General features: G+C 56.3%; 19 protein-coding genes. 4 read left to right on the top strand and 15 right to left on the bottom strand.

Going from position 1 to position 23,630, the window contains the following annotated elements; all coding sequences use genetic code 11:
* Nucleotides 1–61: 61 nt before the first annotated feature.
* A complete protein-coding gene (ileS, locus tag HH216_RS02165; protein ID WP_169553238.1) occupies nucleotides 62–3,514 on the bottom strand; it encodes an isoleucine--tRNA ligase in 3,453 nt (1,150 codons plus the stop codon).
* Nucleotides 3,515–3,776: 262 nt separating this feature from the next.
* On the opposite strand from ileS, the gene HH216_RS02160 reads away from it, so the two are divergent.
* On the top strand, nucleotides 3,777–4,028 hold the full coding sequence (locus tag HH216_RS02160) for a hypothetical protein (protein ID WP_169549299.1): 252 nt from the start codon (nucleotides 3,777–3,779) through the stop codon (nucleotides 4,026–4,028).
* Between the two features lie 31 nt (nucleotides 4,029–4,059).
* Here HH216_RS02160 and HH216_RS02155 read toward each other — a convergent pair whose 3' ends face one another.
* The 6 genes from HH216_RS02155 to HH216_RS02130 form a co-directional block, all read right to left on the bottom strand.
* Nucleotides 4,060–4,581 (bottom strand): hypothetical protein, encoded by a 522-nt coding sequence (locus tag HH216_RS02155; protein ID WP_169549298.1) that lies wholly within the window; start codon nucleotides 4,579–4,581, stop codon nucleotides 4,060–4,062.
* Between the two features lie 105 nt (nucleotides 4,582–4,686).
* Nucleotides 4,687–5,226 (bottom strand): hypothetical protein, encoded by a 540-nt coding sequence (locus tag HH216_RS02150; RefSeq protein WP_169549297.1) that lies wholly within the window; start codon nucleotides 5,224–5,226, stop codon nucleotides 4,687–4,689.
* A gap of 189 nt (nucleotides 5,227–5,415) precedes the next feature.
* Nucleotides 5,416–6,813, bottom strand: coding sequence for an alkaline phosphatase family protein (locus HH216_RS02145; protein ID WP_169549296.1), 1,398 nt, complete (start codon nucleotides 6,811–6,813; stop codon nucleotides 5,416–5,418).
* Nucleotides 6,814–7,001: 188 nt separating this feature from the next.
* Entirely contained in the window at nucleotides 7,002–8,246 is a 1,245-nt protein-coding gene (gene eboE, locus HH216_RS02140; protein WP_169549295.1) for a metabolite traffic protein EboE, read from the bottom strand.
* Nucleotides 8,243–9,400: a 3-dehydroquinate synthase gene (locus tag HH216_RS02135; RefSeq protein ID WP_169549294.1), complete on the bottom strand. Its 1,158-nt coding sequence runs from the start codon at nucleotides 9,398–9,400 to the stop codon at nucleotides 8,243–8,245. The genes eboE and HH216_RS02135 overlap by 4 nt, the downstream gene beginning before the upstream one ends.
* Nucleotides 9,401–9,576: 176 nt before the next feature.
* Nucleotides 9,577–10,554, bottom strand: a complete 978-nt coding sequence (locus HH216_RS02130) for a glycosyltransferase family 2 protein (protein WP_169549293.1) — start codon at nucleotides 10,552–10,554, stop codon at nucleotides 9,577–9,579.
* A gap of 216 nt (nucleotides 10,555–10,770) precedes the next feature.
* Between HH216_RS02130 and HH216_RS02125 the strand changes: the two genes are divergently transcribed.
* Nucleotides 10,771–11,517, top strand: a complete 747-nt coding sequence (locus HH216_RS02125) for an SDR family NAD(P)-dependent oxidoreductase (protein ID WP_169549292.1) — start codon at nucleotides 10,771–10,773, stop codon at nucleotides 11,515–11,517.
* Nucleotides 11,518–11,647: 130 nt separating this feature from the next.
* Here the strand turns inward: HH216_RS02125 and dinB are convergent, their stop codons facing one another.
* On the bottom strand, nucleotides 11,648–12,688 hold the full coding sequence (gene dinB / locus HH216_RS02120; protein ID WP_254448806.1) for a DNA polymerase IV: 1,041 nt from the start codon (nucleotides 12,686–12,688) through the stop codon (nucleotides 11,648–11,650).
* Between the two features lie 176 nt (nucleotides 12,689–12,864).
* On the bottom strand, nucleotides 12,865–13,656 hold the full coding sequence (locus tag HH216_RS02115) for an L-fucose dehydrogenase (RefSeq protein WP_169549290.1): 792 nt from the start codon (nucleotides 13,654–13,656) through the stop codon (nucleotides 12,865–12,867).
* Nucleotides 13,657–13,792: 136 nt separating this feature from the next.
* Between HH216_RS02115 and pyk the strand changes: the two genes are divergently transcribed.
* On the top strand, nucleotides 13,793–15,229 hold the full coding sequence (pyk, locus tag HH216_RS02110) for a pyruvate kinase (RefSeq protein WP_169549289.1): 1,437 nt from the start codon (nucleotides 13,793–13,795) through the stop codon (nucleotides 15,227–15,229).
* Nucleotides 15,230–15,386: 157 nt separating this feature from the next.
* Here pyk and HH216_RS02105 read toward each other — a convergent pair whose 3' ends face one another.
* The 3 genes from HH216_RS02105 to yihA all read right to left on the bottom strand — a co-directional run bounded on the left by HH216_RS02105 (nucleotide 15,387) and on the right by yihA (nucleotide 17,828).
* On the bottom strand, nucleotides 15,387–16,352 hold the full coding sequence (locus HH216_RS02105; RefSeq protein ID WP_169549288.1) for a hypothetical protein: 966 nt from the start codon (nucleotides 16,350–16,352) through the stop codon (nucleotides 15,387–15,389).
* A 268-nt stretch (nucleotides 16,353–16,620) separates the two neighbouring features.
* Nucleotides 16,621–17,103 carry a DUF5606 family protein gene (locus HH216_RS02100; protein ID WP_169549287.1) on the bottom strand — a complete coding sequence of 161 codons (483 nt, stop codon included), beginning with the start codon at nucleotides 17,101–17,103 and terminating at the stop codon, nucleotides 16,621–16,623.
* A 113-nt stretch (nucleotides 17,104–17,216) separates the two neighbouring features.
* Nucleotides 17,217–17,828 (bottom strand): ribosome biogenesis GTP-binding protein YihA/YsxC, encoded by a 612-nt coding sequence (gene yihA / locus HH216_RS02095; protein ID WP_169549286.1) that lies wholly within the window; start codon nucleotides 17,826–17,828, stop codon nucleotides 17,217–17,219.
* Between the two features lie 173 nt (nucleotides 17,829–18,001).
* Here yihA and HH216_RS02090 point away from each other — a divergent pair, with 173 nt between their 5' ends.
* Complete coding sequence (locus HH216_RS02090; RefSeq protein WP_169549285.1) at nucleotides 18,002–18,475, top strand: thioredoxin family protein; 474 nt, start codon at nucleotides 18,002–18,004, stop codon at nucleotides 18,473–18,475.
* A 73-nt stretch (nucleotides 18,476–18,548) separates the two neighbouring features.
* On the opposite strand, the gene HH216_RS02085 is transcribed toward HH216_RS02090, so the two are convergent.
* The 3 genes from HH216_RS02085 to HH216_RS02075 all read right to left on the bottom strand — a co-directional run bounded on the left by HH216_RS02085 (nucleotide 18,549) and on the right by HH216_RS02075 (nucleotide 23,626).
* Nucleotides 18,549–19,766, bottom strand: coding sequence for a glycosyltransferase family 4 protein (locus tag HH216_RS02085; protein WP_169549284.1), 1,218 nt, complete (start codon nucleotides 19,764–19,766; stop codon nucleotides 18,549–18,551).
* Nucleotides 19,763–21,340 (bottom strand): heparinase II/III family protein, encoded by a 1,578-nt coding sequence (locus HH216_RS02080; protein ID WP_169549283.1) that lies wholly within the window; start codon nucleotides 21,338–21,340, stop codon nucleotides 19,763–19,765. The genes HH216_RS02085 and HH216_RS02080 overlap by 4 nt, the downstream gene beginning before the upstream one ends.
* Nucleotides 21,341–21,601: 261 nt before the next feature.
* A complete protein-coding gene (locus HH216_RS02075) occupies nucleotides 21,602–23,626 on the bottom strand; it encodes a tetratricopeptide repeat protein (protein WP_254448651.1) in 2,025 nt (674 codons plus the stop codon).
* Between the last annotated feature and the right edge of the window lie 4 nt (nucleotides 23,627–23,630).

Raw genomic sequence — 23,630 nt, 5'->3', positions numbered from 1 at the left:
GTAAAAGGCCCCGGCTGCGTCAGAGCACAGCCGGGGCCTTCGTTGAGCGTCACGAAAAAAATTAGCTTTTGCCGATCAACACCCGCAGGCGGAATTCGTCAATCTCTACTTCGGTCGAAGCCCCGTTCAGATCGGGTACGACTTGCAGCGACACGGCCTGTACCTCCTGCTGAATATAGGGCCGGTTGGCTTCGATCGCGTCGATCAGCTGCGCGTCAGTCTGGCCAATTTCGATGGTGATCTTATCGGTCACGTCGAACTGGAGATCTTTGCGCAGGTTCTGAATCCGGTTCACAAAATCGCGGGCGATACCTTCCCGGCGCAGCTCGTCGGTTACGGTTACGTCAAGCGCAACGGTCAGACCGCCTTCACTGGCAACCAGCCAGCCGGGGATGTCTTCCGTCAGAATCTCAACGTCGCTCAACTGAATCGTGAACGGGGCCAGGTCGATAGTACCCTGCTGCTCCAGCTGAGCCAGCTGCGATTCGGTCAGGGCCGTAATCGCAGCCGCAACGTCTTTCATCTGCTTGCCAAAACGCGGGCCGAGGGCTTTGAAATTTGGCTTCACCTTCTTTTTGAGGATACCACTCGCATCGTCGATAAACTCAACTTCCTTCACGTTCACCTCCGACTGGATGATCGGCGCGACGTGTTCGATCTGTCGGCGGGTAGTGGCGTTCAGCACCGGAATCAGCACGCGGCTCAGCGGTTGACGCACCTTCAGCTTGTGCCCTTTCCGCAGCGAGTGCACCAGCGACGATACCTGCTGCGCCAATTCCATCGATGTTTCCAGATCGGCGTCGATCTGCGATTGATCGGCTTTGGGGAAATCAGTCAGGTGTACCGACGTTTCTCCATCTACCAGGTTGCGGTACAGCCAGTCGGCGTAGAACGGCGCGATGGGCGACATCAGCTGAGCTACGGTTGTCAGACAGGTGTAAAGCGTTTCGTAAGCCGCCTGCTTGTCGGTTGTCATTGCGGCTCCATCGTGGGCCGAACCTGCCCAGAACCGCCGACGCGACAGCCGCACGTACCAGTTCGACAACTGATCGTTGACGAAGTCCTGCACCGCCCGGCCCGCTTTGGTAGGGTTGTAACTATCAAACTGCCCTTCTACCTCCAGCACCAGCGATTGCAGTTTCGATAGAATCCACCGGTCGAGTTCAGGTCGCTCAGCAACGGGTACCGAGTTGGTACTGCCAACCGTGAACTTGTCGAGATTGGCGTAGAGCGCGAAGAAATTATACGTGTTCGACAGCGTGCCGAACAGCTTGCGCTGCACTTCACCCACCCCGTCGAGGTTGAATTTCAGGTTGTCCCACGGTTCGGCGTTGGTAATCATGTACCAGCGCGTGGCGTCGGGGCCGTACTGGGCCAGCGTCTTGAACGGGTCGACGGCGTTGCCCAGCCGCTTCGACATTTTGTTGCCGTTTTTGTCGAGCACCAGCCCCGTCGATACCACGTTTTTGAACGCGACCGAATCGAACAGCATACCGGCGATGGCATGGAGCGTAAAGAACCAGCCCCGCGTCTGGTCGACGCCTTCCGAGATAAAATCAGCCGGGAAGGCGGTGCCGTTGTCGATCTTGTCTTTGTTCTCGAATGGGTAGTGCCACTGCGCGTACGGCATCGCGCCCGAATCGAACCACACGTCGATCAGGTCCGGCTCGCGCTGCATCAGTTTACCCGATTCGGAAACGAAATAAATTTCGTCTGAGTAAGGCCGGTGCAGATCGTAGGTCGAGTCGTTGACTGATTGAAGGAATGCACTGTTTTTCTCGACGTAAGGCTGATAGTCCGAATGACCTTGCGCGATCAATTCGCTCATTCGCTCATTCGCTCTTTCGCTCATTGACACCAGCTCGTCTATCGACCCGATACACACTTCTTCGCCCGACTCGCTGCGCCAGATCGGCAGGGGCGTACCCCAGTAGCGGCTACGGCTGAGGTTCCAGTCGACGAGGTTTTCGAGCCAGTTGCCGAAGCGGCCGGTACCGGTGCTTTCGGGCTGCCAGTTGATGGTCTTGTTCAGCGCAACGAGCCGGTCTTTTCTCGCCGTCGTACGGATAAACCAACTGTCGAGCGGGTAGTACAGAATCGGCTTGTCGGTGCGCCAGCAGTGCGGGTACGGGTGTTCGTACTTCTCCACCCGAAACGCCTTGTTCTCCTGCTTCAGCTTGATCGAAATCAGCACGTCGGTCGGTTTGAACTCCGGTTCGGCGCGTTCCTCGTCGCTGTAATATTCTTCTTTGACGTACCGCCCCGCGAAGTCGGTGATTTCGGACACGAAGCGGCCCTGCCGATCGACAACGGGCACATCTTTCCCGGTTTCATCCTTCACCATGATCGCCGGGATGCCAGCCGCCTGCGCTACCCGGAAGTCGTCGGCACCGAACGTCGGCGAGGTGTGCACGATACCCGTACCATCTTCGGTCGTGACAAAATCGCCCGCGATAACCCGGAACGCAGGTGCATCGGGCTGCACATACGGCATCAGCTGCTCGTATTCGACGTCGAGCAGGTGTTCGCCTTTCATACCGGGAATATCGACGTACGCCCAGGGGATAGACGGTCCGGCGCTCCGGTTGTCGTTGGGCTGATACGTGTTGAAGGCCGGGTCGGAGGGGGAATCGACGCGGGCTTTCTCGTTGAACCACCGGCTCACCAGCGCCTTCGCCAGCACGACGTTGATCGGCTGGAAGGTGTAGGCGTTGAACGTCTTGATAAGCACATAGTCGATGTCCTTTCCAACGGTCAGGGCCGAGTTGGCGGGCAAGGTCCAGGGCGTGGTTGTCCAGGCCAGGATAAAGACATCGTCGGAGTCGGCACTGTCGAAGAGGTAGCCCGATTTGCCGGTCAGCTTCACCCGAAACTGAGCCACGATTGTCGTGTCGCGGACGTCTTTGTAGGTACCCGGCTGGTTCAGCTCGTGCGAACTCAGGCCCGTTCCGGCTTTGGGCGAGAAGGGCTGAATCGTGTAGCCTTTGTAGAGCAGGTTCTGATCGTACAGCTGTTTCAGCAGCCACCAGACCGACTCGATATATTCGTTTTTGTAGGTGACGTACGGATTGTCCAGATCGACCCAATAGCCCATTTTCTGGGTCAGGTCGTTCCACTGATCCGTGAAGCGCATCACCGTTTCGCGGCACCGGCGGTTGTATTCTTCGACGCTGATCGTTTTGCCGATGTCGTCTTTGGTGATACCCAGTTCTTTTTCAACCTGTAGTTCGATGGGCAGGCCGTGGGTATCCCAGCCCCCCTTCCGGTTGACCTGAAAGCCCTGCAACGTCTTGTACCGGCAGAAGATATCCTTGATCGTCCGGGCCATGACGTGGTGAATCCCCGGTGCTCCGTTGGCCGAGGGCGGCCCTTCGTAGAACGTAAACGACGGTTTCCCGGCACGGGTAGCGACCGACTGTTCGAAGACCTGATTCTGATTCCAATAGGTAAGTACCTCGGCTGCGAGTTTGGCGTAATCGAGGGTGTCGTATTGCTGGTAAGTCACGCCTGCTATAATTAATCGACGGACGGGCTGCCCTGAGCTGTCCGGTCGGTGTATGATACGGGAAAAATAAGGGCAAAGATACGGAAAATGGACGGGGCCACTGCGTATCGGGGAAACACCAGCGGATGGGCGATGGGTTCGGCACGCTACTCAAACAGCATGTAGTACAACAGCAGCAACCCTATACTACCAAATGCAAGGCTCCATAGCAGGGCCACTATCCGCGATAGCTTGCTGTGCTGCGTGTCAACCGCATCACGCATATACACGTATGCGCACGTCAACTCCAGCACCAGGGAAAGACACACAAATACAGTTTTCATTCAGTCAACGGGGGAGAGGAAGCCACCCGTACTATATGGCCGGTCCTGCGCGTATGTACGCAATTGACCAGTTGTCGGTTCATACCGTTAAATCAGCAATTGAGCGGTTAAGGCAAGTCAATGCGGACGTCATTACAGAGGCCATCGGTGCTTTTGGCAGCAAAAACGGTTCCAGCCAGCTTTTGATGGGGCTAAAATAAGCAAGTTGGCCGTGTAACGGCTAAAATAAAGCTAGTTCGACGCTGATTCTGTTTGCTTTATCGTCTGAACCACCTTGCCGTTTTCTATTAAACGGGTACGTAACACGGTTTGTCTGGGAATGCTGAGCAGCAAAAGCGGCTGTGCAACGAACGATTGCGCGGTTTTGGCGGTGTCGGCTAGTCGAATGTAGCGGACGGTCAGTATCGAATCCTGCACGAATACCCGGCTAACAGACAGGCGGGGGGGCTTGCTCGTGGCGGGGGTGACGATGCCAACAACCATGTCGCGCTTGAAGTTGGGCGCGTCGGGACGGCGATTGGTGGTGGTGGCTGGTTTAAAAACCGCGCTGAACGCGTCGGCGTCATTGAAGATAAACAGCGTTGCCTTACCCTTGTTGACGGGGGCGTCGGTGCTGAGCAGATAGCCACCAAAAAGCCGGAAGGTGAGGTTGGTCTGGGCCAGGGTCAGCAGGCTGATCGACAGGCAGAGAACGAAAACAAGGGGAAAGCGAAACGAACGAAACAGACGCTTTGGATGAAAGGAGGAAGGCATACGTAAACACGAACTACATAGGGATACTCTACTGAGTAACGTCCGTTGCAGGGGTTCGGTGTACGTATGAAGGTAAAAAAGGCGCCGACACGAATCTGCCCAAAGCTATCGGGCGGGGTTTTCAACGGCCAGCCCCGCTACATTGAAACAGGAATTCTGGTTATCGCTCTGGCACTCAAACAGATCAAAGTTCTCAACGCCTTCGTCCAGCCGCTCGAAGTACAGCACAAACGATACGTGATCATCATTTTTGATCTCGCGGCTGTCGGGCGTCATCGGAATACCGTCGGCTTTGAGCAGCGCGTAGGTTTTCCGGCCGTCGCTCGATGCCAGTTTTGCCTTCGGGTTGAACGAGATACTGCTGGTGCCGAAGTAGCTGCCGTCGCGGTTGTTGGGGTCTTTGGCGAAGGTCATGTAAACGACTGTGTAGCTGGCCGTCAGCCGGATATCGGTCACCCGAATGTCGGGGTCCTGCGAATGGCCGAGCCCACCGTGCGGGTCGGGGTAGAGCCGCGACGAAGCGGTCCGCGCCGACTGACCGAGCTGGTAGTATTCCGCGCCGTCGACGGGGGCGTTGCTGGCTACGGGCCGATTTGAGGCACACCCCACCGCCAGCAGACAGGACAAAAACAGGATTGCTTTCATAGCCGGGTCAGCGCGCCATTCGTTGCCATCACAAACCGTATTCTAAGGTACAATTAGCCCCGTAGAGACGCAACCCTTCGCGTATCTTTTTGCGGCAGCGGTCAACACACGGCCTGCCACCGTCAGACAACTCAGAGGTTGTTTGGGGAAGCATAAATCGGGTCAAAAATTCGTTCCCCAAACAACCACTCAGGGCTGACTGATAACCGGTGCCGTGAGTGTTTCCCAGATCTGATCGTATACCTCGACTGCCGACAGGCTTTTTGCCGTTGGGTGGTTGCTGATGAATACGGGATGGTACTCGGGCGGGGTACCGGTACGCCCGTGCGACCCTTTGACCAGTGTGGCATCCAGCGAGATTACGTTCATCAGGTAGCGGAAACCGAGCATCTTACGCCCCAGTTTGTAGCCTGCCTTGAGCTTGATAAGCGGATTCGTCTGGTCCATAAACATCTCGGCGGGGTCGTAGCCGGGTTTCTGGTGAATGGCTACCAGCCGGGCAAAATCGGGTGCGCGGGCATCGTCGAGCCAGTAGTAGTAGGTAAACCAGCTGTCTGCGTCGGCCACGACAACCAGATCACCGGCCCGCTCGTGGTCGATGTGCTCGGCTTTCTGCTGTTCACGGTCCAGCACACGCTCGACGCCGGGCGTCTTTTCCAGCAAGGTCCGTACCTGCTCGTACACCGTAGGGTCGTTGATGTACACATGGGCAACCTGATGGTCCGACAGGGCAAAGGCGGGTGACGCGCCCGCGTCGAACAGTTCAAGGCCGCGCTCTTCCCGGTAGCGAATCATACCGGCGTCGCGCAGAATCCGGTTTAAATGCACAGGGCGACTGACGTTGGTGATGCCGTATTCCGACAACACGATTACGTCGGCCCCTTTTTGTTCGTAATACTGAATCAGGTCGCGGCAGACATCGTCGATCTCGCGCAGGTCGCTGGCCACGTTCGGGATTGTCTGTCCGGCCGTGGGAGCACCAAACTTTTGCAGGCAGTAGTCGAGGTGTGGCAGGTAGATGAGCGTGAGCGTCGGGTCGTGCCACTTATCGACCAGCATCGACGCGTCGGCGATCCAGCGCGAACTTTTGATGGTTGTCTGCGGTCCCCAGAAATGAAACAGCGGAAACGTGCCGAGTTCCTGCTGAAGGCGGTCGCGCAGGTCGGCGGGCTGGGTGTAGCAGTCGGGGAGTTTGATGCCGTCGGAAGGGTACTGCGGGCGGGGGGTGGCGGAGTAGTCGGCCGAGGAGTACATGTTGTACCACCAGAACATCTTCGAGACGGTGAACGACGGGTCTTCGCGCCGGGCGCGTTCCCAGATTTTCTCACCAGACACCAGTTTGTTCGATTGCTTCCACATCTTCACTTCGGCATCCGTCCGGTCGTACCAGCCGTTGCCGACGATGCCTGTTTCGCTGGGCCATTTGCCCGTCACATACGTCGACTGTACAGACGTGGTAAGGGCGGGAAGCATCGGGTCGATGGTGGCCCGGTTGCGGCTTTCCATCCACTGTTTCAGAAAGGGAGTATGCTCGCCAATGAGCGAATACGACAGCCCCACAACGTCGAGTACTACAGTCTTTTGCATGAGTTAGTTTAAGGTTTGTCGTTCAACGTTTAAAGTCGACCCGAAAAGACAGTCTACTCTATCGCTGACCTACCTGTTTGGGATAATTACGTTTCGGTCGATTTTCGCAACACGTCCAACCTTACACTGACCGTGGTGTCAGGCAGACCAACTAAACACCGCCAACATTAAACGTTAAACATTGAACCTTAAACCAACTGCACCACCCAGTTCAACTCCCGCGCGATGGAGTCGGCGAGGTTGGTTTTGAGCTCGGGCGGGAGCACATCCCAGGTGTAGGTTTCGACCTCAAACTGATTGGTGAATGAGCGTTCTTTTTGCAGGTTGATAACCTCGATTATCGCGTCGCGGGTTGAGTGAAGACGCCCGTATCCGTCGGCAAACAGCGGTACGTGGAAGTGCGCCCGCCATTCGACATGTGTATCGTCGAAGGCCGTCAGCGCATCGGGCAGATCGGCGAAATGCAGTAGCTGCCCGTCGGTTGTGCGGGCCACCACCTGATGCAGGTACGTTGGCTCGTTGAATCTGGCGAAGGTGTCTTTTACTGCGTCGCGTTCAACGGCATCGCCAGCCGGGAAATCAGCTTTCAGGGCCGCGCTGATCTGGACTTTACCCACCCGCAGGCCGTATTCTTTCAGCTTGTCGAGCACATCGACCGGGCGTTCGTAGCTGACAGCCGCGTGGCAAACGTCGTAGCAGAGCCGGACGTGTTCGCAGATAGCGGCTTCGGCGGCTTCATCGGTCAGGCCAAACTGTTCGGTCAGCTGTTCGATACCCATTGGCAGCAGGTAGTCGGTATACCAGGCAATAAATTCGTCGGTGGTTTCGAGCAGCCCGTCGGGTTCGGGTTCGATGTCGAGGTGCATCAGCCGGTCCGTCTGTTGCCGGAGCGTAATCAGTTCGGCTACGACTTCAAGGATATTCTGCGTCGTCTGCGAAAACAAATAGTCGCGGGCCGCTGGCAGGTTCCACTCAAACCAGTGCCGGTAGGAAAGGGGCGAGGTCGAAATGCCGCCCTGAATGGCGTTGCCCAGCTCATCGACCGGCAGCAGAATCGCCAGCAGCCTGAACAGGCGCTTCGTGTATTCGACCCGTGCTTCGGTGGTCCAGTCGGGCGCGTGCACCTGATCCTTCACGACCGTGTGGTGAAAGCCGCCATACGGGAAGCCATTCATCGTAAACACGTAGCAGTCGTGGTCGGTCAGCCAGTGCTGGAAAGCAATCAGATTTTCGGGTTGCTCCAGTTCTTCACTTGCCTGATTCGACAGCCGCAGGCCGATGCCAAAGGGACCCGTCGGCGCGCCGTCGGCGGGTGGTGTCAACTGCGTTTTCAGGACTGGAATGGCCCGCTGAAGTTCCGCGAAGTGATCGGCCCAGCTTTCGCCGGGGTGAATGTTGGTGCAGTAGCCGAGGTGACCAATAGCCGTTTTCATGCGGGTTGCGGTTCGGTCCGTTTCAACTGTACAATTGCCTGCCGCACCCGCTCGTCGTCCATCTCGTGTACTTCCACGCCGGTGCCAAGGCTGGTCAGCAGCATAATCGTGAGCTGCCCGCCGAGGTGTTCGCGGAATTCGGCCAGTCCCTTCAGCACGTCGGCACTATCGTTGGCGTCGAGCATGGGCTGGTAAAGCGCGAAGCCCAGCGTCCGCAACAGGGCAAGCACCCGGTCGGCGTCCGACTGGCTGAGCCAGCCAAGCTGCGCCGAGTAAATGGTGTCGAGCGCGATGCCGATGGCGACGGCCTCGCCATGACGCAGTTCAAAGTTGGTAAGCTGTTCGAGTTTGTGGGCGCTCCAGTGGCCAAAATCCAGTGGTCGCGACGAGCCCATTTCGAAGGGGTCTCCGCCGGCAATGTGCTTTAGGTGCAGATCGGCGCAGCGGTGAATCAGGTACTGCATCGCGGGCAGGTCGCGGTGGGCGAGGGCTGTCGCGTTGCTGTCGAGCCAGTCGAAGAAAGGGCGGTCTTTAATCAGGGCTACTTTGATGGCTTCCGCCATGCCCGCCCGCCAGTCGCGGTCGTCGAGCGTGGTGAGGAAAGTGCTGTCGTTGAACACCGCTACGGGCGGAACAAACGTGCCGAGGAAATTCTTTTTGCCCCGATAGTTGACCCCGTTTTTAACACCCACGCCTGAGTCGTTCTGCGATAGCACGGTCGTTGGCACGCGAACGTGCCGGATGCCCCGGTGCGAAATAGCAGCTGCGTACCCGACCATGTCGAGTACCGATCCTCCGCCAATGCCAACGACAAACGAGTGCCGGTCGACACCATAGCGGTCGATGGCGTCAACGATCGTTTCGACGGCGTCGGGCTCATTCTTGGCCACTTCGCCCCCCGGTATCAGCAGGAGATCGTCAACCAAATCGAGCGCGGGCAGGTGCTGGGTGACATACGCACGAATTGAATCGACCAGCTGCGGGTGTGCCTCAACAACGCCTGAATCGATAACAAACAGCAACTTCCGACGAATGGTACTGGCTGACGCGTTGAAGAAGTCGGCAAAAAGTAGATTGGCTGGGTTAAACAGATCGTCCGTGAAAAAAACCGGGTATGAAAAACGGACGCTGAACTCTTGTTGCAGATGATCCATGAAGGAATAAAACGGAACGTTGTTGGAAAGGCTGTCAGGGCAAAAAATCACCAGTCAGGCCTTTAGACAACTTATTCTGATAAACGGTAGTTCCGGACTGGTGCGTCGGCCGGCAGGCCAGACACATACTGCCGGTAGAAGCCAACCGTAGCCGCTTTATACCCGCACGGTAGCCATCAATCTGTAACGCTGTGTCTGAATTTGCTGTGTAGCTGCCAGTAAACAGACACGAAGGGGGTGGCCAGCTGAATGCCCACCAGGCGGATGAAGGCGGTTTGCCGCTGGGCCTTCGGTTGCTCCCGTCGGCCAAACAGGGCTGGCAACAAAAACCAGACGCCGAGCCCCACTACCGTCAGCAGTACCTCACCCGTCAGTAGCCCCGTCAGGCCGGTGAATGCCCCACTGATAGCGGCCCAGTAGACGGGCAGCGACTGGTCGTTAATACCCGCCCGCTTCCAGGGTTTCCGCTCCTGCTGATTGTGATCTGCGGCATTGGCTCCGTAGGGGTGCTGCCGCTGGCTGAGCAGCTCGTGCTGGCCGCGCAGGCAATGAATAACAGACGTATTTCTGCTGTTTTTTATGGAGACACCCTGCCGGGTCAGATTGGCCAGTAACGACAGGTCGGCCTGTCGGCTGTAAGCGGTTTCCAGAAATCCGCCCACGCGTTCAAGCGTAGTTTTGCGACAAAAGCAGTTTGCGGATAACAGACTGACCGGATCGATGTTTAATACGTCAGGACTGACCGGATCAGCAATGTAGGCAGGTTGCAGCCACAACTGGCCGATGACAAACTCAGTGGCATCGTTGAAACAGGCGAGCGCATTGGCAAGCCAGGTAGGCTGGGGTAAACATTCGTCGTTGGTGAAGGCAACAATCCGGCCCCGCGCGGCCTGCCAGCCCCGGTTGCGGGCGGTGGCGGCTCCCCGGCTGATAGGTTGGGGAAGGTACCGGATATCCAGCGTGCCATGCTGCTGATTGAGTTGCCGGGTGAACAGCGCAACGGCTGCGGCCATAGCTGGCGAATCCCCATCATCGACGACGATAATCTCAAACTGATGGCGTGGTAGAGACTGACGCCCCAGTGCGTCGAGGCATTTTAATAAATGAGCGGGTTGATGGTGTGTGGTAATGACTACCGAAAGATCGGGATTCATAGTCTGGGCAACGTTACGGTGTTGTATGCATTAAGGAGGCTGGTTTTTATGGTCGATAAAGCAGTAAAGTAACAGCGGTGTGCTACCTGCGAAATGAGCAAATTTGGGGCCGGGTTTATGGCTATCTGGCCGTTTTGTGACTGATATGCATTAAGTGAAGCTTAATTTTTAAGCAAACTGCCTTTGTTGATTTTTCATTAAACTAATGGTACGTATATGTTAGCATTAATTACTGGCGCTACGTCGGGTATTGGCCGGGCAACCGCCGAAGCTCTCGCGCCACTCAACTACCGACTCATTCTGTGTGGACGGCGGCAGGACCGGCTGGACGAAATCAGCCGCGAATTGTCGGTAACGACAGAGGTATATACGCTGGCGTTCGACGTCCGCGATCGAAACGCTGTTGAAACCGCCATCGGGAATCTACCCGCTGAGTGGCAGGCTATCGATTTGCTCGTCAACAGTGCCGGAAATGCCCACGGTCTTGACCCGATTCAGAATGGGGACCCCGCCGACTGGGACCTGATGATCGACGCCAATGTGCAGGGGCTGCTCTACGTATCGAAAGCGGTGATACCGGGTATGATTAGCCGGAGCAAGGGGCACATCGTCAACCTGAGTTCAATTGCTGGTAAGCAGACCTACGCCAACGGGGCGGTTTACTGCGCCAGCAAAGCGGCTGTCGAAGCCCTCAGCACCGGTATGCGGCTCGACCTGACCCAGCACGGTATCAAAGTGACCAACATCGCACCGGGGGCCGTCGAAACGGAGTTTTCGGTGACGCGCTTCAAAGGTGATACCAGCCGTGCCGACAAAGTATACGAAGGCTTCGACCCGCTGACCGCCAAAGACATTGCCGACACGATCGTGTATGCCGTTTCGGCCCCGGCCCACGTTACCGTTGCCGATGTAACGATACTGGCCAGTGCCCAGGCCGCTGCCTCGACGATTTATCGGAAATAGGAAGAAAGAGGGGGATGGGGGGTGAATCATTTTTGTCATCCCGAGCCTGCGAGGGATGACAAAAATGATTCCTCAAAAACAGTATTGATTCAGAATCTACGGGAAGCTCACCGCCTTTTTTGTCTCCAATCTACAAATCCAGCCGGAGCTGACCCGTTGGCGTCGCGTTGGCAGTTTGCAGGGTCGAAAGCGATACCCCCAGCAGCCGGATTCCCTTGTCGACGGGTAGCACCGACTGGAGCAACTGCGTAATGGTCTGCTCAATGACGGCCCGACTACCCGCCGGGCTGAGTAGAGTCCGGCTGCGGGTGATCTGCTGAAAATCGCCGTATTTCACTTTCAGCGTAACCGTGCGCCCGCGAATGCCGGTCCGTTCGCAGTAACTCCACACATCGTCGATCAGGGGTCCCAACTGCGCCAGCAAATCCGGTTCGTCGGTCAAATCCTGCTCAAACGTCGTTTCTGAACCGACCGATTTACGGATGCGGTTGGGGGTAACGGGGCGCTCGTCGATGGCACGGGCGATACAGTAGTAGTGATGGCCGACTTTACCGAACTGCTGCGTCAGGTAGGCCTCGCTTTGCTGGCGAAGATCGAAACCGGTAAAGATGCCCAGTTCGTTGAGCCGGGCCGCCGTTACACGGCCGATACCGTGAAATTGTCCCACCGCCAGCTTTGCCACGAAGTCCAGCCCCTGATGCGGCTTGATGACATACAGCCCGTCGGGTTTGTTGTAGTCCGACGCCAGCTTGGCCAGAAACTTGTTGTACGACACCCCCGCCGACGCCGTCAGGCCCGTTTCCTGCCGAATACGCTCTTTCAGCACGCGGGCCAGTTGCGTTGCTGTGCGCTCGCTGCTGGTGGCGTCGGTTACGTCGAGGTACGCTTCATCCAGCGATAACGGTTCGATCAGGTCAGTATGTTCGGCGAAGACGGCCCGAATCTGGGCAGAAACGGCTTTGTAAACGTCGAATCGGGGTTTGACGAAAATCAGATCAGGGCACTTTCGTATGGCAATCGACGAAGCCATGGCCGAGTAAACGCCATACTGCCGGGCTTCGTAACTCGCGGCTGCTACAACCCCGCGCTGACGCGAACCACCCACAGCAAGGGGTTTTCCGCGCAGATCGGGATTGTCGCGCTGCTCAACGGATGCGTAGAAAGCATCCATGTCGACGTGAATGATTTTGCGATGAGCCGGAGTTACCACGACCAATTCGTTGAGTTACTAGTGCAAGCTATATAGCAAAAGTAAAATATATTCGGCTAAACGAGAAGGGTGTATACGCAGAAAGGCAGCGCCATCGACGCTGCCTTTCTAAGGTAAAGATTGACAGGCTACGCTGACTACTCGGCGTTTGCCAGCGACCGGTCGAGGTGGACGTAACCACCGTCGACGTAGACAAGCTGACCAGTGGTGTGGCTCGACCGGGGCGATAGCAGAAACACGACGGCGTCGGCAATTTCCTGCGCGGTCGTCATGCGGTTTTCGAGTGGAATACGATCCGTAATCGACGCCAGCTTTTCTTCCGGATTCGGCAGCGAATTAATCCAGCGTTCGTAGAGCGGAGTCCAGCATTCAGCCACGACCACCGCATTGACCCGGATACCGTATTTGAGCAGTTCGACGGCCCACTCGCGGGTCAGCGCGTTGCGCCCCCCGTTGGCGGCTGCATAGGCCGACGTGTTTCCCTGCCCGGTGTCGGCGGTTTTCGACGTGATGTTGACGATGCTGCCTTTCGATGCTTTCAGGGCAGGCAGTGCATGGTGCGCCATCAGGTAATAATGCACCACGTTTTTGTGCAGCGAATGCATAAACCGTTCGTAATCGCCCGACTCCAGCCCGACGCCGTCGTTCTCGCCCGCGTTGTTGACCAGCCCGTCGATCCGGCCAAACTGCGCCAGCACAGCATCGACAGCCCGCCGGGAAGCCTCCGGGTCGGTGAGTTCGGCAACGACCTGAAACGCCTGCTGCCCGGCGGTTTCCAGCTCGGCAACCAGGTTCAGATTGTGTACTTCACTCCGGCCTACGATGACGGGAATTGCCCCTTCAGCGGCCAGACTTTTGACGATTCCTGCCCCGATACCGCGCGCGCCACCAGTGACGATAACCACTTTTTTTTGCAGTCCTAGATCCATGAGTTTACGAATAGGGGTGCAAGATAGGCAATGCAGGACGGCGGGTAAAATTTCCGTTAATACCACTGTTTATTTACCCCACCGGTTATTTTTGCACCGGCTTCTGGCCGATGTTGCCCAATTTTTCCCGTCCCTCATGTCTAAGAAAACCAAGATCGTGGCCACGATAGGCCCGGCTTCCGAAACGAAAGAACAATTGCTGGCATTGGCTCAGGCCGGAGTAAACGTCTTTCGGCTCAACTTCTCCCACGGTACCCACGAAGATCACCTGATGCGGCTCAACCGCATCCGCGAAATCAACGCTGAACATAACCTCAACCTCTGCGTTTTGCAGGATTTGCAGGGGCCCAAAATTCGTATCGGTAACGTCGAGAGTAAAGACGGTGTACTGATCGAAGCAGGTAACGAACTAACGTTTACCAACGACGATATCATCGGTACGTCTGAGCGTGTCAGTACGCCGTACAAAGACATGTACAAAGACGTGCACACCGGCGAGCGTATTCTGATGGACGACGGTAAGCTGGAAGTACGCGTGCTGCGGACCGAAGGAACCGATGTTGTTACGGAAGTCGTATACGGTGGTCCGATGAAGTCGAAGAAGGGTGTTAACCTGCCCAACACGAAAGTGTCGATGCCAGCCGTGACCGAGAAAGACTGGGCCGACCTGGAGTTTGGTCTGGAGCACGACGCCGAGTGGATCGCCCTGTCGTTTGTTCGGGAAGCTTCGGAAATCATCGAAATCAAAGAATATATCCGGTCGCGGGGCAAGAAAAGCCGCGTGATTGCCAAGATCGAAAAGCCGGAAGCGATTCAGAACATCGACGAAATCATTGCCGCTACCGACGGTTTGATGGTAGCCCGGGGTGACCTCGGCGTGGAACTGCCCGCCGAAGAAGTGCCGATGATTCAGAAGATGCTGGTCGAGAAGTGTAACCGTGCCGCCAAGCCGGTCATCGTAGCGACGCAGATGCTTGAGAGCATGATCGACGCGCCCCGCCCGACCCGCGCCGAAATCAACGACATCGCCAACTCGGTGATGGATGGTGCCGACGCCGTGATGCTGAGCGCCGAAACCGCATCGGGTAAGTACCCAATTCTGGCGGTTGAAGCGATGGCCAACACCATTCTTCAGGTAGAGACCACGTCTGACAAGATTTATTACCGCTACCACGCGCAGGTCAACGAGCAGCCGAGTGAAAACGCCATCAACGACAACGTAGTGATGAGCGCCTGCCGCCTGGCCCGCGACACGCACGCGAAAGCCCTGATCGGTATCACAAATTCCGGCTACACGGCCGTGCGGCTTTCGCACCACCGGCCCAAAGCCGACCTGCTGGTGTTCTCGCCCGACGCGCAACTGCGCAACACGCTCGGTCTGTACTGGGGTGTGCAGGTGATGCCGTACGAAGCCAACCTAGACCAAACTGTCGATGAAACGGTTGAAGGTATCAAGCAGACGCTGATTAGTCAGAAGCGGCTGGTATCGGGCGATATTTTCATCAACACGCTCAGCATGCCGCTGACGCAGGCCCGCCGGACCAACACCGTTAAACTCAGCACGGTCGATTAATTTTTTCGACAGGATTACCAGTTTCGCAAAATGCCTTACCCTACGAGAGTCGTTCTTGTAGAGTAAGGCATTTTCGTTGCACAACCAATAAGTACTGAGCTGTAGCTGCGGTCGGGAAATTCAATACAGCTATAAAAATGACCCTCAGTACCGATGTTTATTGTTTCTCGATGGTCACCAGATAATGGCCGATGCTATCGTAATAGTACAGATCCCACGCTTTATTTTTCTTGACAACAGGCCACTCTTTCTGTCGGTTTATCCACGATTTCTGAGCGGCTAATTTTACGTTGCGAAGTTCATCGTTATCGAGACTATCTTCCCCTTTGGCCTGACTGATAAAATTGTTGATAAATGCATCATGATGGCCCATGTACGCACTCTCGGCTTTGGCACTCTCTTCCAGCACAATATCATTTATACTGAGCCAGAGATTTACCGTTTTGCCTGTATCATTGAGTTTGCCGTCCAGTTTACTGCCGATGTGAAATATACCCCCATATTTGGTGGGATGAGGTGTTTTAAACGAAGGGATGAGTTCATCATTGTCGCTCTCGCCGACTGGTAGAAGGTAGCCTACTAAATTCCCTATCAGTAGCTGATGATTCTGGTCGTAGTGTTTGTGAATCAGTAAGTCGCTGCGGTCGATGCTGTCCAGCTTTACAAACGGAGAACCGTCTGGTTCTGACCACGGTACCAATGGAATCCGCTCCGGCTTGATCTGACCCATCGCCAAATGGATCTGACCAGATGCCCGAATCGTGACACGATCCCCATTTTTAATTTCCAAGCCGGTATTTACCCAGCATTTGGAAGCCGGTACGATAAAAACTGCGCTCTTAAACTCCTTGCTATCGGTCGACGAGTGCAAAACAATAGCGGTTCCGCCCAGCGGAAAATGCAGTTCAAAATCATCTTTCCACCACCGTCGGAAATATTCAAGAAGTACGATGGCTAATGTCAGCAGGATTACTAACATAACGAGTGCCCGAACTACCCGCTGGTAGCTTTCGACAGTTCCGACCACAGCGTTGAGCAGTGACTGCGGTATGTTCTTTATCAGCAGTTTATCCGACAGTTCCTTTGCTGTGTCTTCGTGGATCTCCGTGGCAGAATGCTTCATGGCAACAACTTGCTTAGGCAGTAGCGTGTGTAGAGATAGGATTGTACGGCTTTGCACCTAAAAAAAGTAACGCAGCGACAGACAACTGGCTACGGCTGTGCTGTCGCGGGAGATTAGTCGGTCAAATGAGCTGGCAGGAAACACGAATGCTTAAATTATTTTGAACGGGTATCATAAAAAAAAGCCGCGAAACCAAGGGTCATCGCGGCTTTTCCGTTCTCACTGAAAAATGAAACTGGTTGCAGATCAGCCCGTAGGCTCGTTCTGCTTATGCTTTCTCGTCCGACTCAGTCTCGGTGGCTGGTGCTTCTTCAGCCGGTGCCTCGTCGGTGGTTGGTTCTGCTACGGGCTGAGCCTCGAAAATCTCGGGGGCATGTTGCCGGAGCAGGCCATACCACACGATTAACTTCTTGATGTCGGCTGGGCGAACGCGGTCCCGGTCGTAATCGGGTACGACAGTTGCCATGAAGTCGGCCAGCTCGTCGTTCGACCCTTTTGGATCAGCGGTCAGGTTCTCGCCGTACTTTTCGTTGACGGCCAGCAGCACATCAGCCAGCGGCACCGACTGCTCTTCGGTGTCTACGTAAATTGAAATATCATTCAGAACCGAAACGCGGGCAGTTGGGCCCATCATGGTTTTGGTTTTCTTATCGTCGAGCGTTTCAACAATGACCCCGTTGCGGCTGGGTTTCAGGATACGATACAGGCCGCTCTGACCGGCAATGTTGGCAATCTGTTTTAGGGCTTCCATAAATACTGTAGTAACTGACTAACGCCTGTTTCGGCCGGCGTATTGCCTTTTTCTAATGAAGGACTGATGAATTAAGACGAATTAACAACCCGGCTGCTGCGACCCCGCCGGGCCTACTTCTTCGCGGCCCGGTAGTCGACGTTGAGGGGGCGGATAAAGCCCAGGATATCCTCGCGCCCGGCTGCCGTCACCGCCGAGGTTACAAACATGGTCGGGGTTTCTTCCCAGGTCTGAAGCAGCGTCGCCCGGTACTGATCGAGTGCCGCCTGCAATTTAAGCTGACTTAGTTTTTCGGTTTTGGTAAACACGATGACAAACGGCAGACCACGCTCGCCAAGATTCGTCATGAAGTCGAGGTCAATGCGCTGCGGGTCGATGCGCGAGTCGACAAGTACGAAAATGCACAGCAGGTTAGGGCGGCTGGTGAGGTAACCATCGATCAGGGCTGCAAACTTCTCGCGTTCGGCCTTACCCACCTGCGCGTAGCCATAACCCGGTAAATCGACCAGGTACCATTCATTATCGATGATGAAATGGTTGATGAGCTGCGTTTTGCCCGGCTTGCCCGATGTTTTGGCTAACGACGAACGCCCCGTCAGCATGTTTATCAGCGACGATTTGCCCACGTTGGAGCGCCCGATAAACGCGTATTCGGGTCGGTCGGGTGGGGGGCACTTAGCCGGGTCGGAGTTACTGACGAAAAATTCGGCTTGCTTAACGGGCATAACGAAGGCGGAAGAACAAGGGACAAAGGTCGGAAAGAATCGCCAAAAAGCCACGGTTGCGTTTTGCCGGGCGACTTGCTTACTTTGGATTCCGAACGGCGCAGAAACGAAAGCGATCCGTTGATTCGTTATCCATCCGAAACTATCAAACATACCGGTTCGCCGGTCGATCTATGAGAAAAGTAACTTGGCTGCTGGTAATGTTGCTCGTTGGCGCTACGCTCGCAGGAACCTGGGCCGCATCGCCCGGTAAATCATCGCCCGGCAAGTCGTCAACCGGCAAACCGGCAAGCGCTAAAGAAGAAGGGATTCAGTTTACAGAAGCGTCGTGGAAAGACGTGCTGAAAAAGGCGAAGGCCGAGAAGAAAATCATCTTCCTAGACGCGTACGCGAGCTGGTGCGGTCCCTGCAAGATGTTGCAGAAGAAAGTATTTACGCAGCGTGCCGTGGGCGATCTGTACAACAGTAAATTCATCAATGTAAAGATGGACATGGAGAAGGGCGAAGGCCCGGCCCTGTCGGAAGTGTACCCGCTGGAGGCTTATCCTACCCTGCTGTATATCAATGCCGATGGCCGTGTCATCCGGAAAGTGGTTGGTGCCATTCCGGCCGAAGAACTGATTGCCGTAGGCCGCAGCATCCGGTAAGCGCAGTATAACGCATAAAAAATGCCGACAGCCACGTCAGGCTGTCGGCATTTTTTATGGGCAACAGAAACGGCTAAACGTCGGTGGGAACGGGCTGCAAAACGGACGCTGATGCCAGCCAATGACGGGCCATGTCGGCCATGATCGTCTGGCGTTGAAACCGGTCGACAAACTGGGGGCGGGTCAGTCGTTGGTAGCGTGTCTGCTGTAGCTGCTGTACCAGCCCGGCCGCGTCGCCCGGCGCAAAGAGCAGCGTATTGGTGAGGTGTTCACGGATGAACTGCGCGGCATAACCGGCTACCCCGGCCACGATCGGTTTGTCGGTAGCGCCGTACTCAAACAGTTTTGACGGTAGCACCCGCCGGAATGCGTTCAGGTCGTTGAGATGTACAAACAGATAGTCAGCCTGCGCGTACGCATCGAGCAGCTCGTGTCGACTGACGGGTGCGTGCAGGTCGATGTTCGTGACGCCCGCGACCCGGATAGCCGCTTCGAGCTTTCGCCGTCCGGCCCCGTCGCCGATTACGATAAATCGATAGCCGTTACCGAGCAGCCGGGCGGCCTCCGGCAGAATGATATGCAACCCCTGCCCCTCACCGATGTTTCCGGCGTAGAGCAGCGTGCGTGGTTTGTTTTCTGGCAATGGGTTGCTTGCGTCGCTGACTGCGGAAAGAAATTCGGTATCGATGCCGTTGGTGAAGTAGCTGTAGCTGACGCGGGGAAATCGGTCGAAGTAAGGCTTGAACCCTTTTGAGACGAGGTTAATATGCTTCGCCCGGCCGAATGTGTAGCGCTCTATCCGGGTCAGGACCGGGTTGAGGAGCAACCGGATCAGCGGGTGGGGTAGTACATCCAGAATACTTTCCCGAAACAGATCCCGGATGTCGAGCGAGAGTTCCGCCCGCTGTCGGCGCGCAACCATCGACCCTAAAAACGCGGTGAACAGCCGCGACGACGACACCATCACCCGGTCGTAATGATGGTCGCGGGTCAGGCGGCAGACAGCCCGGTAGTAAGCGACAAACGCCCGGACCTGACTGCGCATGCTACCCGTATGGGCGGGTACTTGCACCCGCTCTACCCACACCCGCGCGCCGGTTGCCGGGCTGCGGTCTTCCTGCGCCGGAGCCGCTACGCTGAACGAGCGGTAGCGGTTAGGCTGGGTCGTGATGACGTGTATCGTATCGGCGGGGCTCAGCTGCCGGGCGAGTTCATCGACGAATGGTGTGTTGCGGAACGAACCGGCACTCAGGTCAGGGTGGAAATAATAAGTCAGGTACAGGATGGTCATTCGTCGAGGGCGAGCGTCGTGGTAAGTTGTTGCTGGAAGGTTACAGCAATGCACGTGCCGCGCCGGAGCCGGTTGAAGCCGTCGCTCAGGTCCACTGGGGTGATACGAATCGTCGGAGGCATATCAGCCAGAAAAGATAGCTGATGCGATCCAAGCCGAATACCCGAATCCGACTGCTGAACCCGGACGTCGGGGTGGACGTAGAACCGGGCGATCCCGGTTTTTGTCTCCGGGCGTCGACGGTTCGGAACGAGTTGATCCACGATGCGAATAACAGTGGGGGTTACCTGCCAGCATCGTTCGTGAACGATACCTAACTCATTATAACCGTCGTGGCAGGCTATCAGTGTATCGTCGCTGCTTGCTGTTACGGTGGCCCGGGCCCGCTGCCCCACCCTGAACGTGCTCCACACTTCCGACGAGCTTAACCCGCCTACCTCGACGGTGTTGTGCGCGGCCGTACTGCGCTCCCACAGGCGCCGAACGCCCAATTGATAGGTTGAGGTGCCCGCATCGATCAGGACGGGCTTGTCGTCGATGTGCAGAATAAACGACAGTGTATCGGCGTGGGCATGACCCGGCTGAAGCCCCGACCCGATCGGCCCTACGTCGGCCAGCAGTTCGTAGCGGGGCCGACGAATCATACGGTAACCCGACTCCGCCAGCCGACCGCCGATCGGGCGCACGCCCAGCCGGATCGCTTTCCACCGAAGCTGACAGGTATCGGGTGCCATGCCGACGGCTGCATCGTTGACCAGCGGAATAGCGCCGTTGCCAAACGTAATGGTATCGAGCCAGCCCAGCATCTGCCCGACCTTTCGCGTCAGAAACTCCATGAGTGCCGTATCAGTCGGCCAGCCAGACCCGCGCAGTATAAACAGCAGATCGAGCAGCCGGTCGAGCAGGATCTGGTGGTACATCGGGCTGCGTTCGTCGTGCCCCCCGTCGGGGAGTATCTGGCGGTCGAGTTCGGCCAAGAGCAGTGAACGCCCTTTGTCGAACCAGCGCCGGTGCCGAAAAAACAGGGAAGCCGTCAGCAGCGCAATGCCGTTTTCGAGCAGATGATTGCCCCCCAGATGGTATTCCAGGCGGTGGTGCAGTCGATCGGCCTGCATGAACAGGTGCGTGTTGATGTAAGCGTCCTGTACCCGATGGCGGCTCAGAAACTGAACCCAGTTGCCGATGCGCAGCGAGATCGGGTACGGTTCCATACCGTCGACAAGTTCGCTGGTCTGCTGTATAAAATCGTCGATCAGCGCCAGTCCCGTCGCCATATCCATCGTCGGCTGATTGAGGCAGTCGAAGTAGTTAAGCGTATAGGTCCAGAGCTTGCCATGCCGCGCTTCATTCCAGTTTTCCGGGCGCAGCGGGGGGCAGTTCAGCAGCGAAAAGGTGCCATCGACGTTGTAAGACACCGGCTTTGTGGGCTCCGGTACCGTCAGTGGGTAGCCCGTCGGTGCGTGATTGGGCAACCGTAGTGCCGATCGCTGGCGAAGTCTGTAGGCAAGCTGATACACCATCTGCCGGGCATGCAGATGACGGACCGTCCGCCAGTATCGTCCGATAGTACTCATGCTGGTATGTGCGCTACGGATTGGTACCAGTATCGTTCGATCTGCGGGTGTCTGTCCGGCAGGTGCCGGTCCGGGCGTAGGCTCGTTTTGAGCTGATGTATCTGTTGTATCGACATACTGGTGCTATCCAGTATTCGGGGTTAGCAAAAGCTTAGCCAATTCGCATAATGATTAACGTATCATGTGTTAGTAATTGACTATAACGCAAAATCGCCGTAACTGCGGGGCAGCACGGCGATTTTGGTCAGGCTATCGGTGGTGTTAATACCGGTTTATAATCGAGTCGGGTAACGCCTGTACGTTGATCCCCGTCGCCTTCATCAGGTTGTTACGGTTGTTCTGCCCGTCGACGTAAGCGGGGTTTACGACCATCGACCGGTTGTAGTAGTACGACGCCAGTTCCAGCTTCCGCCGGTCGTTGTTGGAAAAGCCTTCGGTCTGGTAAATGACCCCCAGGTTATTGTAAGCCGGTGCGTAAGCATTGGCTGCCCGGATGGTTTGCTTGTAATAGTACTTGGCGGAGTCGACGTTCGGAATGATCTTCTGGAACACGTAGGCCATCGAGAAGTACGCTTCACCGAAACTTGGATAAATCCGGGTCGACTCCTGAAGGTGGTCGAGTGCCCATCGGCCGTGGGTGTTGGCCCATTTCTGCGCGGTATCCAGCGAAATCTGTGCCCGGCGCAGCGAATCAGGCTGTTTCATTTTAGGCAGCTTTGCCGAAACCGAATCGATCACGGCGCGGTCTTTCAGCCCCTTCTGAATCCACTCGTTGGCAACGTGCCGCTGTACCTGACAGCTATTTTCGGCGGCCGGCAGCGCTGAATTAAACAGCACAAAGTTGTTTTCCCAATCCCGGTTGCGGTCGACCGTCTTGAACGAATACAGACCCGCGACAACGACCATCAATGCCAGCAGTGGTGCGTATCGAACCAGTACCGGGCGGGGTGCCGGTGTTGCGTTGCTTTCGTTGTCCGGCTGGCGAACCAGTAGCTTCTGAGCGGCCCAGACAAAGACGAAGGCAAAGCCCATCACGGCTGCGTACAGGAATCGCTCGGCGAAGATGCCGCCCCGCGCCCAGATAAAGCCCAGGCCCGGCATCATCGTCACGAAAAACCAGAACAGACCGAAGCCCCACAGTGTACGTTTCACAAAGCCTTTCCACGACAGCCAGACCAGACCAATCAGCGTAACAAAACCCGCCCAAGTCAGCAGGTCGCCCTTGCCGCCGGACGGAATGATGTTGTACGAATAATCGTAGACCAGCGGGTGGGGGAGTACCAGCAGCCGGATGTAGTACATCAGAAACTTGAACGTGGTCGACTTCTGCGTTTTCTCGATGGCATACGGGTAGTTGGCCCAGTCGACCGGTGGGTTACCACTCAGTGTGCCAATCATTCGCTGCTTCTGGTAGAAAAACAGGGCGGCTACGATCAGAAACGGCCACAGGCTGATAAGCGACTGCCACACGTTGCGTTTGGCAAACCAGTACTGCATCCCCGGAATCAGGGCCAGACTGACGACCGACGATTCTTTCGACAGAAAGGCAAAGTAGAGCGACAGGCACGAACCGACGATCCAGCCCCAGTCATTGGTTTCCAGGTATTTCCAGTAGCTCAATAACATGAGCGAAATGAACAGAAAACTCAGAATTTCGTCTCGCCCCTTGATGTTGGCAACAATCTCGGTGTGCAGGGGGTGCGCGATAAAGACCAGCCCGATCAGAAAGGCAATAACTATCTGGCCGGGAAGCCATTTTTGCAGCAGAACGGCAATCACAGCGCCCGTCAGGCCGTACAGTACGGCATTGATGATGTGGCTGACGCCGGGGTTGGTGCCAAAATATTCCTGCTCCAGCGCAAACGTGATCAGGGAAAGCGGGCGGTAGTAGCCGAGCGAGATATTGCTGAAATGCCAGAATTCGGTACGCATCAGATCGGGAATACCGGCGATACCTTTGCGAACGAACAGGTTCTGCTCAATAGCGGCAATGTCGTCAAGGGCGTACTGGTGTCCGAACGTGTTGACGTAGAGCAGCACGCCCAGCAGGCCCAGTGCGGCAACGGGCCACCAGACAAACGGCCGGTGGTCGATGGGCAGGTCTGATTTGGGCGGCTGCGATGCGGCAGCTACCGGGCGAACGGGTTGCCGGACGGTGGTGTCGGCCGCGCGGGCCGGGGCCGGTCGGCTGGCAACTGGCGTTACCGGCTTGGGGGCGACTGGTCTGGTAGGCCGGTCGGCGTTGGGTTGGTCAGTTGGATTACCAGCGTTCTTTTTTTTGGACATGAGA

The organism is Spirosoma rhododendri (assembly GCF_012849055.1).
Lineage (GTDB): Bacteria > Bacteroidota > Bacteroidia > Cytophagales > Spirosomataceae > Spirosoma > Spirosoma rhododendri.
This window is presented reverse-complemented; position numbering and strand designations above follow the sequence as displayed.

Excerpts from the sequence above, each read along its gene's own strand:
- HH216_RS02160 (WP_169549299.1), top strand. The coding sequence starts at position 3,777 with ATGCGCACGTCAACTCCAGCACCAGGGAAAGACACACAAATACAGTTT.
- HH216_RS02155 (WP_169549298.1), bottom strand. The coding sequence starts at position 4,581 with ATGCCTTCCTCCTTTCATCCAAAGCGTCTGTTTCGTTCGTTTCGCTTT.
- HH216_RS02150 (WP_169549297.1), bottom strand. The coding sequence starts at position 5,226 with ATGAAAGCAATCCTGTTTTTGTCCTGTCTGCTGGCGGTGGGGTGTGCC.
- HH216_RS02145 (WP_169549296.1), bottom strand. The coding sequence starts at position 6,813 with ATGCAAAAGACTGTAGTACTCGACGTTGTGGGGCTGTCGTATTCGCTC.
- eboE (WP_169549295.1), bottom strand. The coding sequence starts at position 8,246 with ATGAAAACGGCTATTGGTCACCTCGGCTACTGCACCAACATTCACCCC.
- HH216_RS02135 (WP_169549294.1), bottom strand. The coding sequence starts at position 9,400 with ATGGATCATCTGCAACAAGAGTTCAGCGTCCGTTTTTCATACCCGGTT.
- HH216_RS02130 (WP_169549293.1), bottom strand. The coding sequence starts at position 10,554 with ATGAATCCCGATCTTTCGGTAGTCATTACCACACACCATCAACCCGCT.
- HH216_RS02125 (WP_169549292.1), top strand. The coding sequence starts at position 10,771 with ATGTTAGCATTAATTACTGGCGCTACGTCGGGTATTGGCCGGGCAACC.
- dinB (WP_254448806.1), bottom strand. The coding sequence starts at position 12,688 with ATGGATGCTTTCTACGCATCCGTTGAGCAGCGCGACAATCCCGATCTG.
- HH216_RS02115 (WP_169549290.1), bottom strand. The coding sequence starts at position 13,656 with ATGGATCTAGGACTGCAAAAAAAAGTGGTTATCGTCACTGGTGGCGCG.
- pyk (WP_169549289.1), top strand. The coding sequence starts at position 13,793 with ATGTCTAAGAAAACCAAGATCGTGGCCACGATAGGCCCGGCTTCCGAA.
- HH216_RS02105 (WP_169549288.1), bottom strand. The coding sequence starts at position 16,352 with ATGAAGCATTCTGCCACGGAGATCCACGAAGACACAGCAAAGGAACTG.
- HH216_RS02100 (WP_169549287.1), bottom strand. The coding sequence starts at position 17,103 with ATGGAAGCCCTAAAACAGATTGCCAACATTGCCGGTCAGAGCGGCCTG.
- yihA (WP_169549286.1), bottom strand. The coding sequence starts at position 17,828 with ATGCCCGTTAAGCAAGCCGAATTTTTCGTCAGTAACTCCGACCCGGCT.
- HH216_RS02090 (WP_169549285.1), top strand. The coding sequence starts at position 18,002 with ATGAGAAAAGTAACTTGGCTGCTGGTAATGTTGCTCGTTGGCGCTACG.
- HH216_RS02085 (WP_169549284.1), bottom strand. The coding sequence starts at position 19,766 with ATGACCATCCTGTACCTGACTTATTATTTCCACCCTGACCTGAGTGCC.
- HH216_RS02080 (WP_169549283.1), bottom strand. The coding sequence starts at position 21,340 with ATGAGTACTATCGGACGATACTGGCGGACGGTCCGTCATCTGCATGCC.
- HH216_RS02075 (WP_254448651.1), bottom strand. The coding sequence starts at position 23,626 with ATGTCCAAAAAAAAGAACGCTGGTAATCCAACTGACCAACCCAACGCC.